At 70.4% G+C, this 19,081-nt stretch carries 16 protein-coding genes; 4 read left to right on the top strand and 12 right to left on the bottom strand.

The window, feature by feature from the left end; translation table 11 throughout:
• Positions 1-191 precede the first annotated feature (191 nt).
• Positions 192-1,979 carry an ABC transporter ATP-binding protein gene (locus MKK54_RS05580; RefSeq protein ID WP_244009745.1) on the top strand — a complete coding sequence of 596 codons (1,788 nt, stop codon included), beginning with the start codon at positions 192-194 and terminating at the stop codon, positions 1,977-1,979.
• Positions 1,976-2,308, top strand: a complete 333-nt coding sequence (locus MKK54_RS05585) for a low molecular weight protein tyrosine phosphatase family protein (RefSeq protein WP_244009746.1) — start codon at positions 1,976-1,978, stop codon at positions 2,306-2,308. The genes MKK54_RS05580 and MKK54_RS05585 overlap by 4 nt, the downstream gene beginning before the upstream one ends.
• A 3-nt stretch (positions 2,309-2,311) precedes the next feature.
• Here MKK54_RS05585 and MKK54_RS05590 read toward each other — a convergent pair whose 3' ends face one another.
• From MKK54_RS05590 to MKK54_RS05630, 9 genes are all read right to left on the bottom strand, one after another.
• Positions 2,312-2,767, bottom strand: coding sequence for a type II toxin-antitoxin system RatA family toxin (locus MKK54_RS05590; protein ID WP_244009748.1), 456 nt, complete (start codon positions 2,765-2,767; stop codon positions 2,312-2,314).
• Positions 2,768-2,774: 7 nt separating this feature from the next.
• A complete protein-coding gene (gene lipA, locus MKK54_RS05595; protein ID WP_244009750.1) occupies positions 2,775-3,737 on the bottom strand; it encodes a lipoyl synthase in 963 nt (320 codons plus the stop codon).
• A 129-nt stretch (positions 3,738-3,866) separates the two neighbouring features.
• Positions 3,867-4,151, bottom strand: a complete 285-nt coding sequence (locus tag MKK54_RS05600) for a GlsB/YeaQ/YmgE family stress response membrane protein (RefSeq protein WP_244009752.1) — start codon at positions 4,149-4,151, stop codon at positions 3,867-3,869.
• A 165-nt stretch (positions 4,152-4,316) separates the two neighbouring features.
• Positions 4,317-5,756, bottom strand: a complete 1,440-nt coding sequence (gene lpdA, locus MKK54_RS05605) for a dihydrolipoyl dehydrogenase (protein ID WP_244009753.1) — start codon at positions 5,754-5,756, stop codon at positions 4,317-4,319.
• A gap of 76 nt (positions 5,757-5,832) precedes the next feature.
• On the bottom strand, positions 5,833-7,269 hold the full coding sequence (locus MKK54_RS05610; protein WP_244009755.1) for a pyruvate dehydrogenase complex dihydrolipoamide acetyltransferase: 1,437 nt from the start codon (positions 7,267-7,269) through the stop codon (positions 5,833-5,835).
• 49 nt (positions 7,270-7,318) lie between these two features.
• Positions 7,319-7,600 carry a DUF5076 domain-containing protein gene (locus MKK54_RS05615; protein ID WP_244009757.1) on the bottom strand — a complete coding sequence of 94 codons (282 nt, stop codon included), beginning with the start codon at positions 7,598-7,600 and terminating at the stop codon, positions 7,319-7,321.
• Positions 7,601-7,675: 75 nt separating this feature from the next.
• Positions 7,676-9,118 (bottom strand): pyruvate dehydrogenase complex E1 component subunit beta, encoded by a 1,443-nt coding sequence (locus MKK54_RS05620; protein WP_244009759.1) that lies wholly within the window; start codon positions 9,116-9,118, stop codon positions 7,676-7,678.
• Positions 9,119-9,215: 97 nt separating this feature from the next.
• The gene (gene pdhA / locus MKK54_RS05625) at positions 9,216-10,310 is read right to left on the bottom strand and encodes a pyruvate dehydrogenase (acetyl-transferring) E1 component subunit alpha (RefSeq protein ID WP_244009761.1); all 1,095 of its coding nucleotides are present in this window, start codon (positions 10,308-10,310) and stop codon (positions 9,216-9,218) included.
• Between the two features lie 145 nt (positions 10,311-10,455).
• A complete protein-coding gene (locus tag MKK54_RS05630) occupies positions 10,456-10,767 on the bottom strand; it encodes an FtsB family cell division protein (protein ID WP_244009813.1) in 312 nt (103 codons plus the stop codon).
• A gap of 81 nt (positions 10,768-10,848) precedes the next feature.
• Between MKK54_RS05630 and MKK54_RS05635 the strand changes: the two genes are divergently transcribed.
• Together MKK54_RS05635 and mntR are read left to right on the top strand one after the other, a co-directional pair.
• Positions 10,849-11,733, top strand: coding sequence for a LysR family transcriptional regulator (locus MKK54_RS05635; protein ID WP_244009815.1), 885 nt, complete (start codon positions 10,849-10,851; stop codon positions 11,731-11,733).
• Between the two features lie 84 nt (positions 11,734-11,817).
• A complete protein-coding gene (gene mntR, locus MKK54_RS05640; RefSeq protein WP_244009763.1) occupies positions 11,818-12,291 on the top strand; it encodes a manganese-binding transcriptional regulator MntR in 474 nt (157 codons plus the stop codon).
• A 61-nt stretch (positions 12,292-12,352) separates the two neighbouring features.
• Here the strand turns inward: mntR and MKK54_RS05645 are convergent, their stop codons facing one another.
• Genes MKK54_RS05645 through MKK54_RS05655 form a run of 3 tightly spaced genes read right to left on the bottom strand, consistent with a single transcriptional unit; the run spans position 12,353 to position 19,064 of the window.
• On the bottom strand, positions 12,353-13,267 hold the full coding sequence (locus MKK54_RS05645; RefSeq protein WP_244009766.1) for a transglutaminase family protein: 915 nt from the start codon (positions 13,265-13,267) through the stop codon (positions 12,353-12,355).
• Positions 13,264-15,783 carry a circularly permuted type 2 ATP-grasp protein gene (locus MKK54_RS05650; protein ID WP_244009768.1) on the bottom strand — a complete coding sequence of 840 codons (2,520 nt, stop codon included), beginning with the start codon at positions 15,781-15,783 and terminating at the stop codon, positions 13,264-13,266. Before MKK54_RS05650 ends, MKK54_RS05645 begins: the two co-directional genes overlap by 4 nt.
• Positions 15,780-19,064, bottom strand: coding sequence for a DUF2126 domain-containing protein (locus MKK54_RS05655; protein ID WP_244009770.1), 3,285 nt, complete (start codon positions 19,062-19,064; stop codon positions 15,780-15,782). The genes MKK54_RS05650 and MKK54_RS05655 overlap by 4 nt, the downstream gene beginning before the upstream one ends.
• Positions 19,065-19,081: the final 17 nt, after the last annotated feature.

Raw genomic sequence — 19,081 nt, forward strand, 5'->3', positions numbered from 1 at the left:
TGCATGACATCGGTATCGATCGCCCCCCCGGCCCGCCCGCGCCGCGTGCGCCTGCCGGCCTGACGCCGCCGCGCGCCTGAGCGCGCCGCGCCCGTCCCCGTCCCGTACCTCGTCCATCCCCATCGGCCGGTCGCCCGTGCGTCCGTGCCGCCCTCGGAGTCGGCGCCCGTCCCGCGCCGTAATCGCATCCCATGCTCCTCGACCGCCTTCACGGCGCGGAAGCCTATCGGGCCGTCCTCGCTTTCCTCGTCCGCCAATGGCGGACCCGCCTCCCCCTCGTCGCCGGAATCGTCGCGGCGATCGTCGGCTCGACCCTGGCCGACGTCTTCCTGCCCCTGTTCGCCGGACGGCTGGTCGACGCCCTCTCGGTTGCCGACCGAGACGCCGCCCGCTGGAACGCGCTCATGGCCTTCGCCGCGATGGGCGCACTCGGGTTCGTCACCCTGGGCCTGCGCCACGTCGCCTGGAGCCTCGTGGTGCCGCTGAGCCTCTCGACCATGCAGGCGGTGGCGCAGGCCGGCTTCCACCGGGTCCAGCGTCTCTCCACCGACTGGCACGCCAACAGCTTCTCGGGCTCCACCGTGCGCAAGGTCTCGCGCGGCATGTGGGCCCTCGAAGGGCTGAACGACACGCTCCTGCTGGAACTGCTGCCCGCCTTCGTCGTGCTCGTCGGAACCATGCTGCTCCTGGGCCTGCAATGGCCCGTGATGGGGCTTGTGATCGGGCTCGGATCCCTGGTCTATCTCGGAATCGTCGTGATGCTCGCCACCCGCGTCATCGCGCCGGCGGCCGCGCTCTCCAACGTCTGGGATTCGCGGCTCGGCGGCGCCCTCAGCGACGCCGTCGGCGCCAACGCCGTGGTCAAGGCCTTCAGCGCCGAGGCTCGCGAGGATGCGCGCCTCGCCCGCCTCCTGGGCAAGTGGAACCGGCGCACCCACCGCACCTGGATGCGGATCACCTGGAGCATCACGGCGCAGTTCGCGCTGCTTCTCGTGCTGCGCACCGCCATCGTCGGCACGGCCCTGTGGCTTTGGTGGACGGGGGCGGCGAGCCCCGGCGACGTCGCCTACGTCCTCACCACCTACTTCGTGGTGCACGGCTACCTGCGTGACATCGGAAGCCACATCAACCGGGTGCAGCGCGGCGTGAACGAGATGGAGGAACTCGTCGCGCTCGATGCCGAGCCCTACGGCGTCGCCGACCGGCCGGGCGCCACGGCCATCGCGGTTCGGAACGGAGACCTGCGCGTCGAGCGCGTCACCTTCCACTATCCCGGGCACGAGACACCGCTCTACCGCGACCTGTCCGTGCACATCCCGGCCGGGCAGCGGGTCGGCCTCGTTGGTCGCTCGGGCTCGGGCAAGACGACCTTCGTCAAGCTGGTGCAGCGCCTCTACGACGTGACCGGGGGCCGCGTCTGCATCGACGGACACAACGTTGCCGCTGTCACACAGGCGTCCTTGCGCGCGCACATCGCCATCGTGCCGCAGGAGCCGGTGCTGTTCCACCGGTCGCTGGCCGAGAACATCGCCTATGCGCGCCCTGGCGCCTCGGCGGAGGCGATCACGCGCGCCGCCCGCCTCGCCAACGCGCACGACTTCATCGCGCGCCTGCCGAACGGCTATGCCACCCTGGTGGGCGAGCGCGGCGTCAAGCTCTCGGGCGGCGAGCGCCAGCGCGTGGCCCTGGCTCGCGCCTTCCTGGCCGATGCGCCGATTCTGATCCTCGACGAGGCGACCTCGAGCCTCGACTCGGAATCGGAGGCGCTGATCCAGGAGGCGATGGAGCGGCTGATGCGCGGCCGCACGGCGATTCTCATCGCGCACCGGCTCTCCACCGTGCGAACCCTCGACCGCATCCTCGTCTTCGATGGCGGCCGCATCGTGGAGGACGGCACCCATGACGATCTGCTCGGCCGGGACGGCGGACGGTATCGCGCCCTGTTCGAGCGACAGGCCGGCGGGGTGGTGGAGGCGTGAGACGCACGCGGCGCGTGCTCTTCGTGTCCAGCCGAAACCGGCTGCGCAGCCCGACCGCCGAGCAGGTGTTTTCGGACTGGCCCGATCTGGAGGTCGCCTCGGCCGGGACGGATGCCGCGGCCGACGAACCTGTCTCGGCGGAGTGGCTCGCCTGGGCCGACCTGATCGCGGTGATGGAGAACCGGCACCGGGCGCTGTTGCAGCGCCGCTTCCGCGCGAGCCTGAAGCACGCGCGGCTCGTCTGCCTCGACATTCCCGACGTCTATGGCTTCATGGACCCGGACCTCGTGCGGCTGTTGCGCGCCCGGGTGACGCCGCACTTGCGCTGACGCTCAGGCCGCGCCGTAGACCCGGTTCGCCCGCGCCTCGAAGGCGTCGGTGAACTTGCGGAAGGCGCGGTCGAACATCGTGCCCATGAGCATCCCGAGCGTCCGGCTCTTGAACTCGTAGGTGATGAAGAAGTCGATGGTGCAGGCACCGCCCTCGCCCGGCTTGAAGACCCAGCGGTTCTCGAGGTGGCGGAACGGGCCGTCGATGTACTCGGCGACGATGCGCAAGGCCTGCGGGTCGAGGGTGACGCGCGTGGTGAAGCGCTCGCGGATCGCCTTGTAGCCCACGCCCATCTCGGCCACGAGCACCTCCGTGCCGTCCGCGCCCGGCTGGCGCCGCAGCACGCGCAAGGATTCGCAGAGCGGCAGGAAATCCGGGTATTGCTCCACGTCGGCCACGAGGTCGTACATCTGGCGCGGCGAGTGCCGCACCGCGCGGTTGATCCGGAATGAGGGCATCGAGGCTCTAAGCGTTGGCGATGCGGGCGAGACGGGCCGCCTTCAGCTTTGCGAAATCCTCGCCGGCATGGTGGGAGGAGCGGGTCAGGGGTGTGGCCGAAACGAGCAGGAAGCCCTTGGTGTAGGCGGTCGTCTCCAGGCCCTTGAACTCGTCCGGGGGCACGAAGCGCACCACCTCGTGGTGCTTCTTGGTCGGCTGGAGATACTGGCCGATGGTCAGGAAGTCGACATCGGCCGAGCGCAGGTCGTCCATGAGCTGGACCACCTCGTTCCGCTCCTCGCCCAAGCCCACCATGATGCCGGACTTGGTGAAGATGGTCGGGTCGAGTTCCTTCACCCGCTGGAGCAGGCGCACGGAGTGGAAGTAGCGCGCGCCGGGGCGGACGGTGAGGTAGTTGCCCGGCACTGTCTCCATGTTGTGGTTGAACACGTCGGGCCGGGCCTCGACCACGACTTCCAGCGCGCCGGGTTTGCGCAGGAAGTCCGGCGTCAGCACCTCGATGGTGGTCGCGGGGCTGCGCGCCCGGATCGCCCGGATGGTGCGGGCGAAGTGCTCGGCGCCGCCATCCGTGAGGTCGTCGCGGTCGACCGACGTGATGACCACGTGGTGCAGGCCGAGCTTGGCCACCGAATCCGCCACCTTGTCGGGTTCCGCCCGGTCGAGCCCCTCGGGCAGGCCGGTGCGCACGTTGCAGAAGGCGCAGGCCCGCGTGCAGGTGTCGCCCATGATCATGAAGGTGGCGTGCTTCTTCTCCCAGCACTCACCGATATTGGGGCAGCCCGCCTCCTCGCAGACCGTGACGAGGCCGTGCTCGTGCACGATCTTGCGGGTCTCGTCCCAGCCCTTCGAGCCGGGCGCCTTCACGCGGATCCAGTCCGGCTTGCGCTGGATCGGCTTGTCCGGGCGATGCGCCTTCTCGGGGTGGCGCGGGCGCTGGTCGTTGCGAAGGAGGTCGAGGACGACGGCCATGACAATCCACGGGATTCGCCCGCAAGACGCCGGCGCGTGCCCTCGACTTAAGACGTGACGCGCGCGACCGCAAACCCGCCGCGACGGGATGGCGCGACAGGAACTCCCGTTCGTCAGGCGCCCTGTGGATCAGTACCGGCGTCCGGCGATGGCCCGGTAGATCGTGATGATGATGATCGCGCCGACGGTCGCGGAGATCAGGTTGCGCCAGAACCCGAAGATCGGGATGTGCAGCTTGGTCGCCAGGAAATTGCCGAGCAGGCCGCCGAGGATGCCCATCACGATGTTGGCGAGAAGGCCCATATTGGCCGCCGTGAACCGCTCGGCGAGCCACCCCGCCAGGGCCCCGATGACGATCGCCATCAGAAAGCCGACGCCGGGTTGACCCATGGCGCCGTAGACCTGTCCGTCCATCGTATCGTTCTCCCGTGACGCGCGCGCCATCCGTGCGATCGCGGCCGCTCAGGTGTCCTCGAACGCGGCAGGTTGCAAGCACGCGAACCCGGCCGGCGAACGGTTTTTTCGCGGGACCGCGTCGGGAGGGACCTGCCGGGCCGCTCGGGGCCCGGCTCAGCGCCGTCAGGTGTGGATCACCTTCCCGTAGGCGTCGAGCACGCTCTCGTGCATCATTTCGCTCAGCGTCGGGTGCGGGAAGACCGTGTGCATCAGGTCTTCCTCGGTGGTCTCCAGGTTCATGGCGACGACGTAGCCCTGGATCAGCTCGGTGACCTCGGCGCCGACCATGTGGGCGCCGAGGAGCTGGCCGGTCTTGGCGTCGAACACCGTCTTCACCAGGCCGTCCGGCTCGCCCAGCGCGATGGCCTTGCCGTTGCCCGCGAAGGGGAAGCGGCCGACCTTCACCGAGAAGCCCTGCTCCTTGGCCTTGGCCTCGGTGAGGCCGACGGACGCGATCTGCGGCTGGCAATAGGTGCAGCCGGGAATCTTGGCCTTGTCCATGGCGTGGGTGTGCAGCCCCTTGATCGTCTCGACGCAGAGCACGCCCTCGTGCTCCGCCTTGTGAGCGAGCATGGGCGGGCCGGCGACGTCGCCGATGGCGTAGACGCCCGGCACGTTGGTCCGGCCCAGGCCGTCCGTGACGACGATGCTGCGCTCGATGGTGACGCCGAGCGTGTCGAGGCCGAGCCCCTCGATGTTGCCGACGACGCCCACGGCCGAGATCAGCTTCTCCGCCGTCAGCTGCTGCGCCTTGCCGTCCCCCGTCTCGATGGTCGCCGTGACCGCGTCGGCGGATTTCTCCACCTTCGTCACCTTGGCGCCGGTGAGGATCCTGATGCCCTGCTTCTCGAAGCGCTTGCGCGCCAACCCGGCGATCTCCGCATCCTCCACGGGCAGGATCTGCGGCAGCAATTCGATCACCGTCACCTCGGCGCCCATGGTGCGGTAGAACGAGGCGAACTCGATACCGATCGCGCCGGAGCCCATGACGAGCAGGCTTTTGGGCATCGTCTCCGGCACCATGGCCTCGTAGTAGGTCCAGATCTGGCGTTTGTCCGGCTCGATGCCCGGGATGGCGCGGGGCCGCGCGCCCGTGGCGACGATGATGTGCTTGGCCGCGTAGGAACCCGCCGCGAGAGCACCCTTCGGGGCCGGCGCGCGAGTGGTCTCCTTGACCGTGACCCGACCGGGCTCGTTGCCCTTGGCGGCCGCCGTGATCGTGGCCTCGCCCCAGATCACGTCGACCTTGTTCTTCTTCAGGAGCATGCCGACGCCGCCGTTGAGGCGCGTCGAGACCCCGCGCGAGCGCTTGACGATGGCGGCGGTGTCGAACCCGACCTCCTTCGCCGACAGCCCGTAATCGGAGGCGTGCTGCATGTAGTGGTAGATCTCGGCCGAGCGCAGCAGGGCCTTGGTGGGGATGCAGCCCCAGTTCAGGCAGATGCCGCCGAGATGCTCGCGGTCCACCACCGCCGTCTTGAACCCGAGCTGCGCGGCGCGGATCGCCGCCACGTAGCCGCCGGGGCCGGCGCCGATGATGAGGATGTCATAGGTGTCGGGCATGCGGGGGGCTCCTACGCCTCCCCTTACGGAGAGGGTACGGGGGTGGGGTAGAGGTGGGTCTGCTCTTTCGTGGCGGTCAGACCAGCATCCCCATCGGGTTCTCGATCAGGCCCTTGAACGCCGAGATCAGCTCGGCGCCGAGCGCCCCGTCGAGGACGCGGTGGTCGCAGGAGAGGGTGGCGGTCATCACCTGGGCGACGGCCGGGGCGCCGTCGCGGACCACGATGCGCTTCTCGCCCGCACCCACCGCGAGGATCGAGGATTGCGGCGGGTTGATCACCGCCGTGAAGTGCTTGATGCCGAACATGCCGAGATTCGAGACCGAGGTGACGCCACCCTGATACTCCTCGGGCTTCAGCTTCTTGGCCCGTGCGCGGGCCGCGAAATCCTTCATCTCGTTCGAGATGGTGGAGAGCGTCTTCTGATCGGCCCGGCGGATCACCGGCGTGTACAGACCGCCGTCGATGGCCACCGCCACGCCGACCTCGGCGTTGTCGAAGCGCAGGATCCGGTCCTCGGCCCAGACCGCGTTGGCGGCCGGCACCCGCATCAGCGCGAGGCCCATCGCCTTGATGACGAAGTCGTTCACCGAGAGCTTGAACGGCGGCTTGCCGTCCTTGGTGGTGCCCGCACTCTTGTTGAGCTGCTCGCGCAGGGCCATGAGGGCGTCGAGCTCGCAATCCACCGTGAGGTAGAAGTGCGGCGCCACCTGCATCGCCTCGGTGAGGCGCTTGGCGATGGTCTTGCGCATGCCGTCGAGGGGGACTTCCTCGAAGCTGCCCTTCGGGTAGAAGCCCCGGACCTGATCGACGCTGAGGCCCACCGGAGCCGCCGCCTTGGCGGGGGCGGCCGGGGCAGGCGCCGCCTTCGCGGCCTCTCCGCGTGGAGACTCGGCCTTCGGGGGGGCATCGGATTTCGGTGCGGATGCGGGGGCGGCCTTGCCGGTGCCGTTGGCCGAAGCCGCCCGGACATCGCGCTCGATCACCCGTCCGTGCGGGCCGGAGCCCGTCACCGCCGCGAGATCGACCCCTTCCTGCTTGGCGATCCGACGCGCGAGCGGCGAGGCGAACACGCGTCCGCCCTCGGTCTGCGCGCCATCCCGCGCCGGCTTCGCGCCGCCCGGCTTGGCCCCGTCGGGGGCCTCGTCGACGCGGGCATAGGACATCGTCCCGCCGCCCGGCGTGGCATTCTCCGCTTCGGCCTTCGGGGCCTCGGTCTTGGTGGCCTCGTCCTTGGCCCCGCCCGGAGCCTGCACGCTCGCCGGGTCCTCGCCATCGGCCGCGATGATCGCGATGAGGTCGTTCACCGGCACGTCGGCGGTGCCCTCGGCCACCAGGATCTTGGCGAGCACGCCCTCGTCGATGGCCTCGACCTCCATCGTCGCCTTGTCGGTCTCGATCTCGGCGAGCACGTCACCGGATTTGACCGCGTCACCCTCCTTCTTGAGCCACTTGGCGAGGTTGCCCTTCTCCATCGTCGGCGACAGGGCGGGCATCAGGACGTTGATGGGCATGGTCGGAAATCCTGAGCGTCAGCGGGCGGTGTCGGGGTTTCGGCGGCGGTCAGTTCAGTATGGGCGCGTCGGGGTCGAGGCTCTCGGCTTCGATGCCGGCGCGGATGCGCGCGAAGGCCTCCTCCTCGGACATCTCGGTCTCCAGCGCGTAGACCCGCGCCGCCTGCCGGGCGAGGTCGATGAGGAGCCGGCCCCAGGTGGCGGGATCGTCGAAGGAGCGCCGGAGGGCGATGCTCACGGCGCCATCGACGACGCTGGCGCGCAGAACCTCGATGCCACCGTTCTCGACGGCATCCGGCGGGGCGGAGAGTTCTTCGAACGTGTCGGTCATCGTCTCGTCTCCGGTCGCTCTCTTGTGGGAGAGCGTGGGAGGTGGGGCCGCGAAGGGCTCGGTGCCACCGGTGGCTCAGCGGTAGCAGACCGCCTTCACCGCCTCGATCACCTCGCCGACGTTCGGCAGCGCGAGCTTCTCGAGGTTGGCGGCGTAGGGCATCGGCACGTCCTTGCCGGTAACGCGCAGGACCGGCGCGTCGAGGTAGTCGAACGCGTCGACCATCAGGCGGGCCGAGATCTCGGCGCCGATGCCCGATTGCGGGAAGCCCTCCTCCACCGTCACGCAGCGGCCGGTCTTCTTGACCGACTCCACCACCGTGTCGGTGTCCATCGGGCGCAGGGTGCGCAGGTCGATCACCTCGGCCTCGATGCCCTCCTCGGCCAGAGCCTGCGCCGCCTTGAGCGCGTAGGTCATGCCGATGGAGAACGACACGATGGTGACGTCCTTGCCGGTGCGGTGGACTCGCGCCTTGCCGATGGGCAGCACGAAATCGTCGAGCTTCGGCACCGGGAAGCTCTGGCCGTAGAGGATCTCGTTCTCGAGGAAGATGATCGGATTGGGATCGCGGATCGCCGCCTTGAGCAGACCCTTGGCGTCGGAGGCCGTGTAGGGCGCGATGACCTTCAGGCCCGGCACGTTCGAGTACCAGGCCGAGTAGTCGTGGCTGTGCTGGGCCCCGACGCGGGCCGCCGCTCCGTTGGGGCCGCGAAACACGATGGGGCAGCCGAGCTGCCCGCCGGACATGTAGAGGGTCTTGGCCGCCGAGTTGATGATGTGGTCGATCGCCTGCATGGCGAAGTTGAAGGTCATGAATTCGACGATGGGGCGCAGGCCCGTGAAGGCGGCGCCGACGCCGATGCCGGCGAATCCGTGCTCGGTGATCGGGGTGTCGACCACGCGCCGCGCGCCGAATTCCTGCAGCAGCCCCTGCGTGATCTTGTAGGCGCCCTGATATTCGGCGACCTCCTCGCCCATCACGAAGACCGCCTCCTCCCGGCGCATCTCCTCCGCCATGGCGTCGCGCAAAGCCTCGCGGACGGTCGTGGTGACCATCTCGGTCCCCTCCGGGAACTCCTCCATCACGGGCGCGGGGGCCTTGCTGGTGATGGTGGCGGGCGCGGCCGGGGCCTTCGGCTTGTCGTCCTGGGTCTTGGCGCTCGGGGCCGGCGTCTCGGCCTGACCCTCCGCCTGCATGTCGGGGGCCGGCGCCGGCTGAGCCGGGGCATCGGCCTTCGGGGCGCCGCCCCTGGAGGCCGCCGCCGATACATCCTCACCCTCGGCCACGATCACGGCGATCGGCGTGTTGACCTTCACGCCCTCGGTGCCCTCCTCGATCAGGATCCTGGCGAGCACGCCCTCGTCGATGGCCTCGACCTCCATCGTCGCCTTGTCGGTCTCGATCTCGGCGAGCACGTCGCCGGATTTGACCGGATCACCCTCTTTCTTCAGCCACTTGGACAGTTTGCCCTCCTCCATCGTGGGGGAGAGGGCGGGCATCAGGATGTCGGTCGCCATGGAATACTCGTCGATCGAGGATGAGGCGGTCAGCCCTTCGGAGGCGGAAGCGCGGCCGCACGCGTGACGCGCGGCCGATCTCTCCGGCGCGAATGTCTCAGGCGCGGGCTTCCAGCAGAATGTCGGTCCACAGTTCGGCGGGATCCGGCTCGGGATCGTGCGTGGCGAACTCGGCGGATTCGTTCACGGTCTCGCGCACCTTGGCGTCCGTGGCCTTGAGGTCGGCTTCGGCCACGCCGTGCATCTCGATCAGGCGCTTGCGCACCATCTCGATCGGGTCGTGCTCCTCGCGCATCTTCGAGACCTCGTCCTTGGTCCGGTACTTGGCCGGATCGGACATCGAGTGGCCGCGATAGCGGTAGGTCTGCATCTCCAGGATGTAGGGGCCCTCGCCGGAGCGGGCATGCGCGATGGCGCGGGTGGCGGCCTCGCGCACGGTGCGGACGTCCATGCCGTCCACCTGCTCGCCGGGGATGCCGAAGGAGATGCCGCGCCTGGAGAAGTCGGTCTGCGCCGAGGCGCGGGCCACCGAGGTGCCCATGGCGTAGCGGTTGTTCTCGATCACGTAGACCACGGGCAGCTTCCAGAGCTGCGCCATGTTGAAGCTCTCGTAGACCTGGCCCTGGTTGGCCGCGCCGTCACCCATATAGGTCAGGCTGACCTTGCCGTTCTTCTTGTAGGCGTCCGCGAAGGCGAGGCCGGTGCCGAGCGAGACCTGCGCCCCGACGATGCCGTGGCCGCCGAAGAACTGCTTCTCGCGGGAGAACATGTGCATCGAGCCGCCCTTGCCGCGCGAGTAGCCCCCGCGCCGGCCGGTCAGCTCGGCCATCACGCCCTTCGGGTCCATGCCGCAGGCCAGCATGTGGCCGTGGTCGCGGTAGCCTGTGATGACCTGGTCGCCCTCGACCGAGGCCATCTGCATGCCGATCACCACGGCTTCCTGGCCGATGTAGAGGTGACAGAAACCGCCGATCAGGCCCATGCCGTAGAGCTGGCCGGCCTTCTCCTCGAAGCGGCGGATCAGCAGCATCTCGTGATAGGCGTGAAGGTCTTCCTCACGGGTGAATTGCGGTGAATTCGGTGCCGGCGCGTGGATCTCGGCCGGGCTTTGCGCCTCGGCCTGCGCGGGTCGGCCGGTCTCCGGCAGGCTTGTGTCGGAGGCGGCTTGGCCTGCATCCTTCGCGGCATCCATCGGCGAACTCCCCGGGGAACATCTGTTCTCACGGGGGTTCTAGGACACGCCCCCGGGGAAAGCGAGGCCGGCCCACCGACAGAACGGAGAAGTTGTCAGGCGCGGCGCCGGCGAATTCGCGAATGTTTTCCGTGGCCCGCCGGTCTCACGGGTCGATGATCACGACGTCGTTGGCGTGGACGCGACCCAGCATCACGCGGGCGCGTTCCTCCAGGAGGTCGCGGTCGATCTGATCGCTGCGCAGGAGCGCGACGCGGTGCTCCCAGACCGCGCGGTCGGCCTTCGCGGCGGTGAGTTCCTGGTTCAGGGCGCGGGCCTGGATCTTGAGGGCGCGCTTGGCCTCCAGGCCACGGTTGCCGCTCTCGGCCTGATGCACGAAGAAGCCCACGACGAGGCCCGACACGGCGTAGAGGCCGAGGGGCATCAGGACAGCACGGACGCGACGACGGACCACCATGCCGGCACCATGCGGCGACACGGTTAAGGAAGTCCTGACGGATTGGGGGAACGCCATGCGAAAGGCTGCGCGACCGCGATGATGCGCTTCGACCTCGTCGATCTCGCCCTCTTCCGCCACGTGGTGGAGGCGGGCTCGATCACCCACGGCGCGGCGCGGGCCAACCTGGCGCTCGCCGCCGCCTCCGTGCGCATCCGTGCCATGGAGGAGAGCCTCGGCGCGGCCCTCCTCACGCGCAGCCGCCAGGGCGCGGTACCGACCCCGGCCGGGCGCAGCCTGCTGGCGCATGCGCGCGGGCTCCTCGACCGGATCGACCGGATGCAGGAGGATCTGGCCGCCTTCTCGGGCGGCACGGTGGGGCAGATCCGCCTCGTCTCGAACACCAACGCGCTCACCGAATTTCTGCCCGAGGTGCTGAGCGCCTTCCTGGCGCGCCAGACCGGCGTCAGCGTCGACATCGAGGAGCGCACCTCGGACGAGATCGTCGGACTGGTGGCCGAGGGGTCGGCCGATCTCGGCATCGTCGCCGGCACCGTCGATACGGGCGCGCTGGAGACCTATCCCTTCCGCCAGGACCGCTTCGTGATGGTGGCGGCGGCCGGCCATCCCCTCGCCGCCCGCCCGGCCGTCGCCTTCGCGGAGGTCATCGAGCATCCCCTCGTCGGCCTGGACCGCACCAGCGCCCTCACCCGCTTCCTCGCCGACAAGGCCGCGCGGACGGGGCGCCCGCCCATGCGCCTGCGGGTGCAGTTGCGCAGCTTCGACGCGATCTGCCGCCTCGTCGCCTGCGACGTCGGACTCGGCATCGTGCCGGAGACCACGGCCGCCCGCGCCGCCCGCACGATGCCGCTGGCCATCGTGCCCCTGGAGGATTCCTGGGCGCTGCGCGATCTCACGATCTGCGTGCGCGCCCTCGACGCCCTGCCCCGCTTCACGCGGGATTTCGTGGCGCAACTCAGGGGCTGAGTCGGGTTTCGGGCCACGGGGGGCTCCCATCCGGGGCTCGGCTTGGTTACAAACCGGCTCGGGCGCCGTTCCGGTGCGCGCCGCATGGGGGAGTTCGCCGGCCAGATGCAGGATTCGACATCCTCCGCGCCCGATAACGCCCTCGTCGATCCCGACGTCCACGTGGAGAGCTTCCGGCAGGCCCGCGAGGCGCGCCGGCTCGAACTCGTGGAGGATTACGTCGAGTTGATCGCCGACCTGATCGGCGATGGCGGCGAGGCGCGTCAGGTCGACATCGCGGCCCGCCTCGGGGTGGCCCAGCCCACGGTGGCCAAGATGCTCAAGCGCCTGGCCGAGGATGGGCTGGTGCAGCAGCGCCCCTATCGCGGCGTGTTCCTGACGGAGGCCGGGCAGGCGCTCGCCGTGCAGAGCCGCGAGCGCCACCGCATCGTCGAGCAGTTCCTCTGCGCCCTCGGCGTCAGTCCCGAGATCGCGCGCCGCGACGCCGAGGGCATCGAGCACCATGTCAGCGCCGAGACGCTGGAGGCGTTCCGCCTCTTCACGGCGAAATCGGCCTGAGCGGCGGACGCCCTCGCCACCGGCGAGGAGGCTGACGTCGCCACCGAGCGGCGAGGTGATGTCAGGCCGGGGCGCCCTGGACGAGCGCGTGCTCGGGCATCGGTTCGCCGTCCGGGATGACGTCGACCTCGACCTTGAGCTTCTGCGGACCGGACGAGGAGACGATGCCGTCGATGGGCGAGACATCGGTGTAGTCCCGGCCGCGCGCCACCACGATGTGGTCGTCGCACATGCCGATGCCGTTGGTCGGGTCGAGGCCGATCCAGCCGTCGCCGCACCAGACCGAGACCCAGGCATGGCTCGCATCCGCGCCCCGCAGGCGCGGCCGACCCACGGGGGGAATGGTGCGCAGGTAGCCGCTGACATAGGCCGCCGGCAGGCCGAGGCCCCGCAGGGCCGCGATCATGATGTGGGTGAAGTCCTGGCAGACGCCGGCCCGGAGGGCGAAGGCCTCGGCGAGCGGTGTGTGGACGGTGGTGGCCTTCGAATCGAATGTGAAGTCCGCCCGGATGCGCCGCATCAGGTCGAAGGCGCCCCCCTGGGCGGTCCGGCCGGGCGGGAAGCTCGCCCGCGCGTAGTCGGTCACCGCCGGCACCAGGGGAACCCGCGCGCTGGGAAACTGGAAATGGACCGGCCGATCCGGGGCGAGCCCGTGGCCCGTCACGGCCGCGTCGCGCACCTGCTCCCAGGCGGGACCGGATTCCGGCGCCGGGAGCGGATCGCGCTCGACCCGAACCCGCGACAGGGCCTCGACCCGCAATTCGGTGTGGGGCGCGTCGATCGTCACCGAGACGACGTCGAGGCCGAAATAATCGCGCCGGACCACGCGGGTGGTCGGGTCGGGCGTGATCGTCAGGCTGCTTTCCAGCACCGTCTGGCCCTCGCCGTCGCGCGGGCGCAGGCGCAGGGCGCAGCGCGCGAAGCGCACGGGCCGGGCGTAGCGGTAGGTCGTGAGGTGGCGCAGCGTGTAGATCACGCGAGCCCCACGAGCTTCTCGGGGCGCAGGGCGTGCGGGCCGTTGGGGAAGTATCGGGACGCGATGGCGTCGGCGAGGCCCTCGACCTCGTTCTCCAGCCGGGTCATGGCCGCGCCGTCGAAGGCCGCCGCCTCGCCGGTCGCGAATTCGGCCGCGAGCCTGGCGGCCAGGCGCTGGTGCGGCTCGGGCAGGCCGTCGACCCGCAGCACCGGCAACTGGCCGAGGTGGCGTGCGATCGCCTCGACCTGGAAGGCCACCGAGCGCGGGTTGAACGGGTCGAGGAGTACCATGTCGCGCACCGGGTCGAGGGCCGCGCCCTGAAGGTAGCGCGCGCCGAACGAGACGTGCGAATCGCAGAGCGACAGCATCACGCCGAGATCCTCGGCGGTCGCCGCGTCGCCCGCGAAGCGCGTGGCGAAGCTGCAGGTGTTGATCGCCCGCTCGATGCGCCGCCCGAGATCGACGAAGTGCCAGCCGGCGGTGCGGTTCATGTTCTCCTGCGCGAGGCCCGACAGGGCCGCGATGTGGCTGAGCGCCCGCTCGGCGATGCCGAGAAGCTGCGCCTCGGGCAGGGCCTGGGCCGGATCGATCTCGAGGAGGTCCCTCAGGTCGGCCAGCGCCCGCCAAGCCTCGCCCGAGAGGCGCTCGCGCAGGGTGGCGGCGTTGGCCCGGGCCGACAGGCTGTGGCGCAGGGCCGAGCCGTAGGCGTCGGGGCTGCTCAGGGCCTGCTGGGCCAGGGCGGCGGTGGGCAGGTCGGGCGCTTCGATCGCCCCCCATTCGTCGAGAAGGGCGCGGATGCGCAGCGCGGTCGGCGCCTTGGCGTCGCCCGCCATGTCGGCGATCACGGCCGAGCCGACGCTGCCGAGATGCGCCACCACGAGGCGGATCACCGCCTCGGCCCGCTCGACGTAGCGCCCGAACCAGAACAGGTTGTCGGCCGCGCGCGACGGCAGGTGCCCGGCGATGCGGCGCACCCGCGTGGAGCCCGGCTGGATCAGCGTGACGGCCTCGACGGGGTCGCGCGACAGGATCCAGACATCGGCCGACTTGATCCCGGCGCGCATCTCCAGCGGCTCGACGTCGGGCCGCTCCGAGATGCGGCAGAACCCGCCCGGCATCACCCGCCAGCCCTCGGGCGTCGCCGCCGCGAAGACCCGGAGCACGAAGGGACGCGGCACCAGCCTCAGGGAGCCGCCCGTCCGGTCCCAGCCCGGCATGGTGGCGAGCGGCATCGCTTCTTGCGCCACGTAGTCGAAGGGCCGGTCGCGCAGGGCGGCGAGAAGCCGGTCGCGCTCGGCATCGAGGGCGTGTGGCGCCAGGATGGCGTCGCGGGCGGCCCCCTTGGGCGGCGTCGCCACGGGACGCAGGCTCAAGCGGTCGAGATCGTCGCGGACCTGCGCCAGGACGTCCGGATCGCCGCACCACCAGGTTTTCGGCCCGGCGAGTTGCAGGTCGGTCCCGAGGAAGCGGCGCGCGATGCCCGGCAGGTAGGCGGCCAGCGCCCCCGATTCGAGGATGCCCGAGCCCGGCATGTTGCCGACCACGAGGCTGCCGTTGCGCAGGGCCTCCACGAGCCCGGGCACGCCGAGCCGCGAGGCCGGATTGAGTTCGAGGGGGTCGAGGTAGTCGGAATCGATGCGCCGCCAGAGTACGTCGGCGCGCTTCAGGCCGGACACGGTGCGGATGTGCAGGGCACCGTCCTGCATCACGAGATCGTCGCCCTCGACCAGGAGGAGGCCGAGATAGCGGGCGAGCGCGGCTTGCTCGACATAGGTCGAGCTGAACACCCCGGAGGTCAGCAGGCAGATCCGGGGATCGCTGCGCTCGGCCCCCGCGGCGAGGCCGTCGCGCAGCGTCTGGAAAAACGCGGCGAGCCGCTCGACCTGCAGGTCGGCATGGAGGTCCGGGAAGGCCCGCGTCAGGACGAGGCGGTTCTCCAGGGCGTAGCCGGGCCCGGAGGGCGATTGCGTCCGGTCGGCGAGGATGCGCCAGCGCCCGTCCGGGCCGCGCGTGACGTCGGCGGCGTAGAGCTTGAGGAAGCGCCCGCCCGGCGGGGTGACGCCGACGAGCGGGCGCATGAATTCCGGGCTGCCCGCCACCACGGCGGCCGGCAGCAGGCCGTCGGCCACGAGACGCCCGTCGCCGTAGATGTCGGCGAGGATCGATTCCATCAGCCCCGCGCGCTCGACGATGCCGGCGCTGAGCGTCTCCCAATCCGCCTGCTCGATCACGAGCGGCAGCGAACCCAGCGGCCAGGCATGCTCGCGCCGGTCGCCGTAGATCCGGTACGAAATCCCGGTATCGCGGATGCGGCGCACCGCCGAGACGAAGCGGGCGCCGATCTCCCCCTCGTCGAGGTCGCCGAGACGGTCGAGGAAGCGCGGCCACGCCCCCTTGGCACGGCCGTCCGCGCCCATGAACTCGTCCGGCACGCCGGCTTGCGGCCGGTAGGCGGAGGTCCAGCGCGCGAGGCGCTCGGCCCGTCCCTGAACCTCCGCTGCGGCCGCTGCGCTCATTGGGGCGTGAAGCCCGGAGGTGCGGGCGTGCGCAGGTCGAGGGTCATCGGGAACTCGCGGTTGGTCTCCTCGGGCGGCATCGCGACCTTGCCCGGGGTGTGCCCGTGCGCCTGGAAGCGCGCCAGTCGACGCCCCTCCGCCTCGTAGGTGTTGACCGGGAAGGTCTCGTAGTTGCGCCCGCCCGGATGGCTGACGTGGTAGCGGCAGCCGCCCAGCGACCGGCCGCTCCAGGCATCGAGGATGTCGATGGTCAGGGGCGAGTGGGCGGGAATCGTCGGGTGCATCGAGGAGGCCGGCTGCCAGGCCTTGAAGCGCAGGCCCGCCACCGCTTCCCCGGCGACACCGGTCCCGGTCATCGGCAGGCGCCGGCCGTTGCAGGCGATGACGTGCCGGCCGGGGACGTAGCCCTCGACCTTCACCTGCAGCCGCTCCACCGACGAATCCACGTAGCGCACCGTTCCCCCGATCGCGCCCTCCTCGCCCAGCACGTGCCAGGGCTCCAGGGCTTGGCGCAGTTCCAGCTTCACGCCGCCCTGCTCCACCGTCCCGAAGACGGGGAAGCGGAACTCGCGCTGCGCCACGAAGGCCGCCGGGTCGAAGTCGTAGCCGGCCGCCCGGAGGTCTTCCAGCACGCCGAGGAAATCGGCCCACAGGAAGTGGGGCAGCATGAAGCGATCGTGCAGGCCCGTGCCCCAGCGGACACAGCCGCCGGCCTGGGGCTCGCGCCAGAGCCAGGCCACGATGGCGCGCAGGAGGAGCTGCTGCGCGAGGCTCATGCGCGGGTCCGGCGGCATCTCGAACGAGCGGAATTCGAGCAGCCCGAGGCGGCCGGTGGGGCCGTCCGGCGAGTAGAGCTTGTCGATGCAGATCTCGGAGCGGTGGGTGTTGCCCGTCACGTCCACGAGGATGTTGCGGAAGATCCGGTCCACGAGCCAGCGCGGGATGTTCGGCTCGTCGGGCCTGGGCACCTGCGCCATGGCGATCTCGAGCTCGTAGAGCCCGTCATGGCGCGCCTCGTCCATGCGGGGGGCCTGGCTCGTCGGGCCGATATAGAGGCCCGAGAACAGGTAGGACATCGCCGGGTGGCGCTGCCAGTAGAGCACGAGGCTCTTCAGGAGGTCGGGCCGGCGCAGGAACGGCGAATCGTTCGGCGTGGCGCCGCCCAGCACCACGTGGTTGCCGCCGCCGGTGCCGGTGTGGCGCCCGTCCGTCATGAACTTCTGCGCGCCGAGGCGGATCTGGCGGGCATCCTCGTAGAGCTCGGTTGTGATCCGGACGGCGTCGCGCCAGGTCGAGGCGGGATGCACGTTGACCTCGATCACGCCGGGATCGGGCGTGACCTTGATGACGTCGAGGCGCGCATCGAAGGGCGGCTCGTAGCCCTCGATATGCAGCGTCTGCTTCAACGCGGCCGCCGCCGCCTCCAGGTGCCCGAGGAGTTCGAGGTATTCGTCCACCCGCTGCAGCGGCGGCATGAAGACGTGGAGCACGCCGTCGCGCGGTTCCACCGCGAGGGCGGTGCGCACGGCGACGCCCATCACGCCGGAGCCGTTGACGGTCTCCACGCCCGGATGGCCCTCGGGGAGCGCGCCGCGTGCCTCCAGCGTGTCCTGCGGCTGGTAGTAGGGATAGTGTTCCGGCGGCACGTAGGGCAGCGACGAGAGCGGCAGCCGGTAGCCCACCGGCGAATCGCCGGGGGTCAGGAAGGCGTGGCCGCGCCGGAACGCCCACGGCTCGGAGATCCAGAGCCGGTCGGCGTCGCCGTCCTTGCCGGTGGGCAGGCTCGCCAGCGGCAGGGCGTAGCCGGCGGCCTCGCCCAGACCGCGCTCGAACACCCGCGCCATGCGGGCGTTGGTCTCGGGGTTCGGGAAGCGCGGCTCGGCGGTCGTGACGTTGACCGGCAGATCGTCGCGCTTCTCGGTCCAGTAGACCGGATCCTCGAAGGCCGGGAACACGTAGGCGCCGAGGCCGAGACGCCCGGCGACGCCGTCGATCAGGGCCTTGGCCTTGTGGATGTTCGCGTCGCGCGGCCCATCCTCGGCCGCGATGAGCGCAGCATCCTTCCAGACCGGCACGCCGTCCCGGCGCCAGTACAGGGCGAAGGCCCAGCGCGGCAGGCTCTCGCCCGGATACCACTTGCCCTGCCCGTAATGCAGCAGGCCGCCGGGGGCGAAGCGGGTGCGCAGGCGCCGGATCAGTTTGTCGGCGAGCCCCCGCTTCGTCGGGCCGACGGCGGCCGCGTTCCATTCCGCCGATTCGAAATCGTCGATGGAGACGAAGGTCGGCTCGCCGCCCATGGTCAGGCGCACGTCCTGTTCGGCGAGGTCGGCGTCCACGCGCTCGCCGAGCGCGTCCATCGCGGCCCAGACCTCCTCGGAGAACGGCTTGGTGATGCGCGGCGCCTCGGCCACGCGCGTCACCGTCATCTCGAAGCCGAACTCGACGCCCGCCGGCTCGGCGAGCCCGGAGATCGGCGCGGCGGAGGCGTAATGCGGGGTCGCCGCGAGCGGAATGTGGCCCTCGCCGCAGAGCAGGCCGGAGGTGGCGTCGAGGCCGATCCAGCCCGCGCCCGGCAGGTAGACCTCGGCCCAGGCGTGCAGGTCGGTGAAGTCGGTCGTGGTGCCGGCCGGCCCGTCCACGGCGGTGGTGTCGGGGACGAGCTGGATCAGGTAGCCCGAGACGAAGCGGGCGGCCATGCCGAGACGGCGCAGGATCTGCACCATGAGCCAGGCCGAGTCGCGGCAGGAGCCGCTCTTCAGCGTCAGGGTCTCGGCCGCCGTCTGGACGCCCGGCTCCATGCGCACGCCGTAGGTGATCTCGCCCGCCACCTGCGCGTTGAGCGCGACGAGGAACAGCACCGTGTTCTGTTCGGCCGGCAGGCGCTGGAGGAAGGCGTCCACCTCCGGCGCCATGGCGTCGTCGAGCACGAGGTAGGGCTTCAGCTCGGCGGTGAGATCGTCCGCGTAGGCGAAGCCGCGCGCCTGGGCGTAGTCCTCCACGAAGAAGTCGAACGGATTGATCACCGACATGTCGGCGGTGAGGTCGACCTCGATCTTCAGCTCCGTCGTCTTCTCCGGGAAGACGAGGCGCGCGAGCCAGTTGCCGTTCGGGTCCTGCTGCCAGTTGATGAAGTGATTCTCGGGCAGCACCTTCAGCGAATAGGCCGGCACGGCGGTGCGCGTGTGCGGCGCGGGCCGCAGGCGAATCACCTGCGGCCCGAGCGCGATCGGCCGATCGTAGGTGTAGTGCGTGACGTGGTGCAGGGCGGCTTTGATCGACACGGGGGCTCCCGCTGTAT

The organism is Methylobacterium sp. J-068, from assembly GCF_022829445.1.
Lineage (GTDB): Bacteria > Pseudomonadota > Alphaproteobacteria > Rhizobiales > Beijerinckiaceae > Methylobacterium.

Bases quoted from the DNA above. Each gene is read 5' to 3' on its own strand.
- MKK54_RS05580 (WP_244009745.1), top strand. From the start codon at position 192: ATGCTCCTCGACCGCCTTCACGGCGCGGAAGCCTATCGGGCCGTCCTC.
- MKK54_RS05590 (WP_244009748.1), bottom strand. From the start codon at position 2,767: ATGCCCTCATTCCGGATCAACCGCGCGGTGCGGCACTCGCCGCGCCAG.
- lipA (WP_244009750.1), bottom strand. From the start codon at position 3,737: ATGGCCGTCGTCCTCGACCTCCTTCGCAACGACCAGCGCCCGCGCCAC.
- MKK54_RS05600 (WP_244009752.1), bottom strand. From the start codon at position 4,151: ATGGACGGACAGGTCTACGGCGCCATGGGTCAACCCGGCGTCGGCTTT.
- lpdA (WP_244009753.1), bottom strand. From the start codon at position 5,756: ATGCCCGACACCTATGACATCCTCATCATCGGCGCCGGCCCCGGCGGC.
- MKK54_RS05610 (WP_244009755.1), bottom strand. From the start codon at position 7,269: ATGCCCATCAACGTCCTGATGCCCGCCCTGTCGCCGACGATGGAGAAG.
- MKK54_RS05615 (WP_244009757.1), bottom strand. From the start codon at position 7,600: ATGACCGACACGTTCGAAGAACTCTCCGCCCCGCCGGATGCCGTCGAG.
- MKK54_RS05620 (WP_244009759.1), bottom strand. From the start codon at position 9,118: ATGGCGACCGACATCCTGATGCCCGCCCTCTCCCCCACGATGGAGGAG.
- pdhA (WP_244009761.1), bottom strand. From the start codon at position 10,310: ATGGATGCCGCGAAGGATGCAGGCCAAGCCGCCTCCGACACAAGCCTG.
- MKK54_RS05630 (WP_244009813.1), bottom strand. From the start codon at position 10,767: ATGGTGGTCCGTCGTCGCGTCCGTGCTGTCCTGATGCCCCTCGGCCTC.
- MKK54_RS05635 (WP_244009815.1), top strand. From the start codon at position 10,849: ATGCGCTTCGACCTCGTCGATCTCGCCCTCTTCCGCCACGTGGTGGAG.
- mntR (WP_244009763.1), top strand. From the start codon at position 11,818: ATGGGGGAGTTCGCCGGCCAGATGCAGGATTCGACATCCTCCGCGCCC.
- MKK54_RS05650 (WP_244009768.1), bottom strand. From the start codon at position 15,783: ATGAGCGCAGCGGCCGCAGCGGAGGTTCAGGGACGGGCCGAGCGCCTC.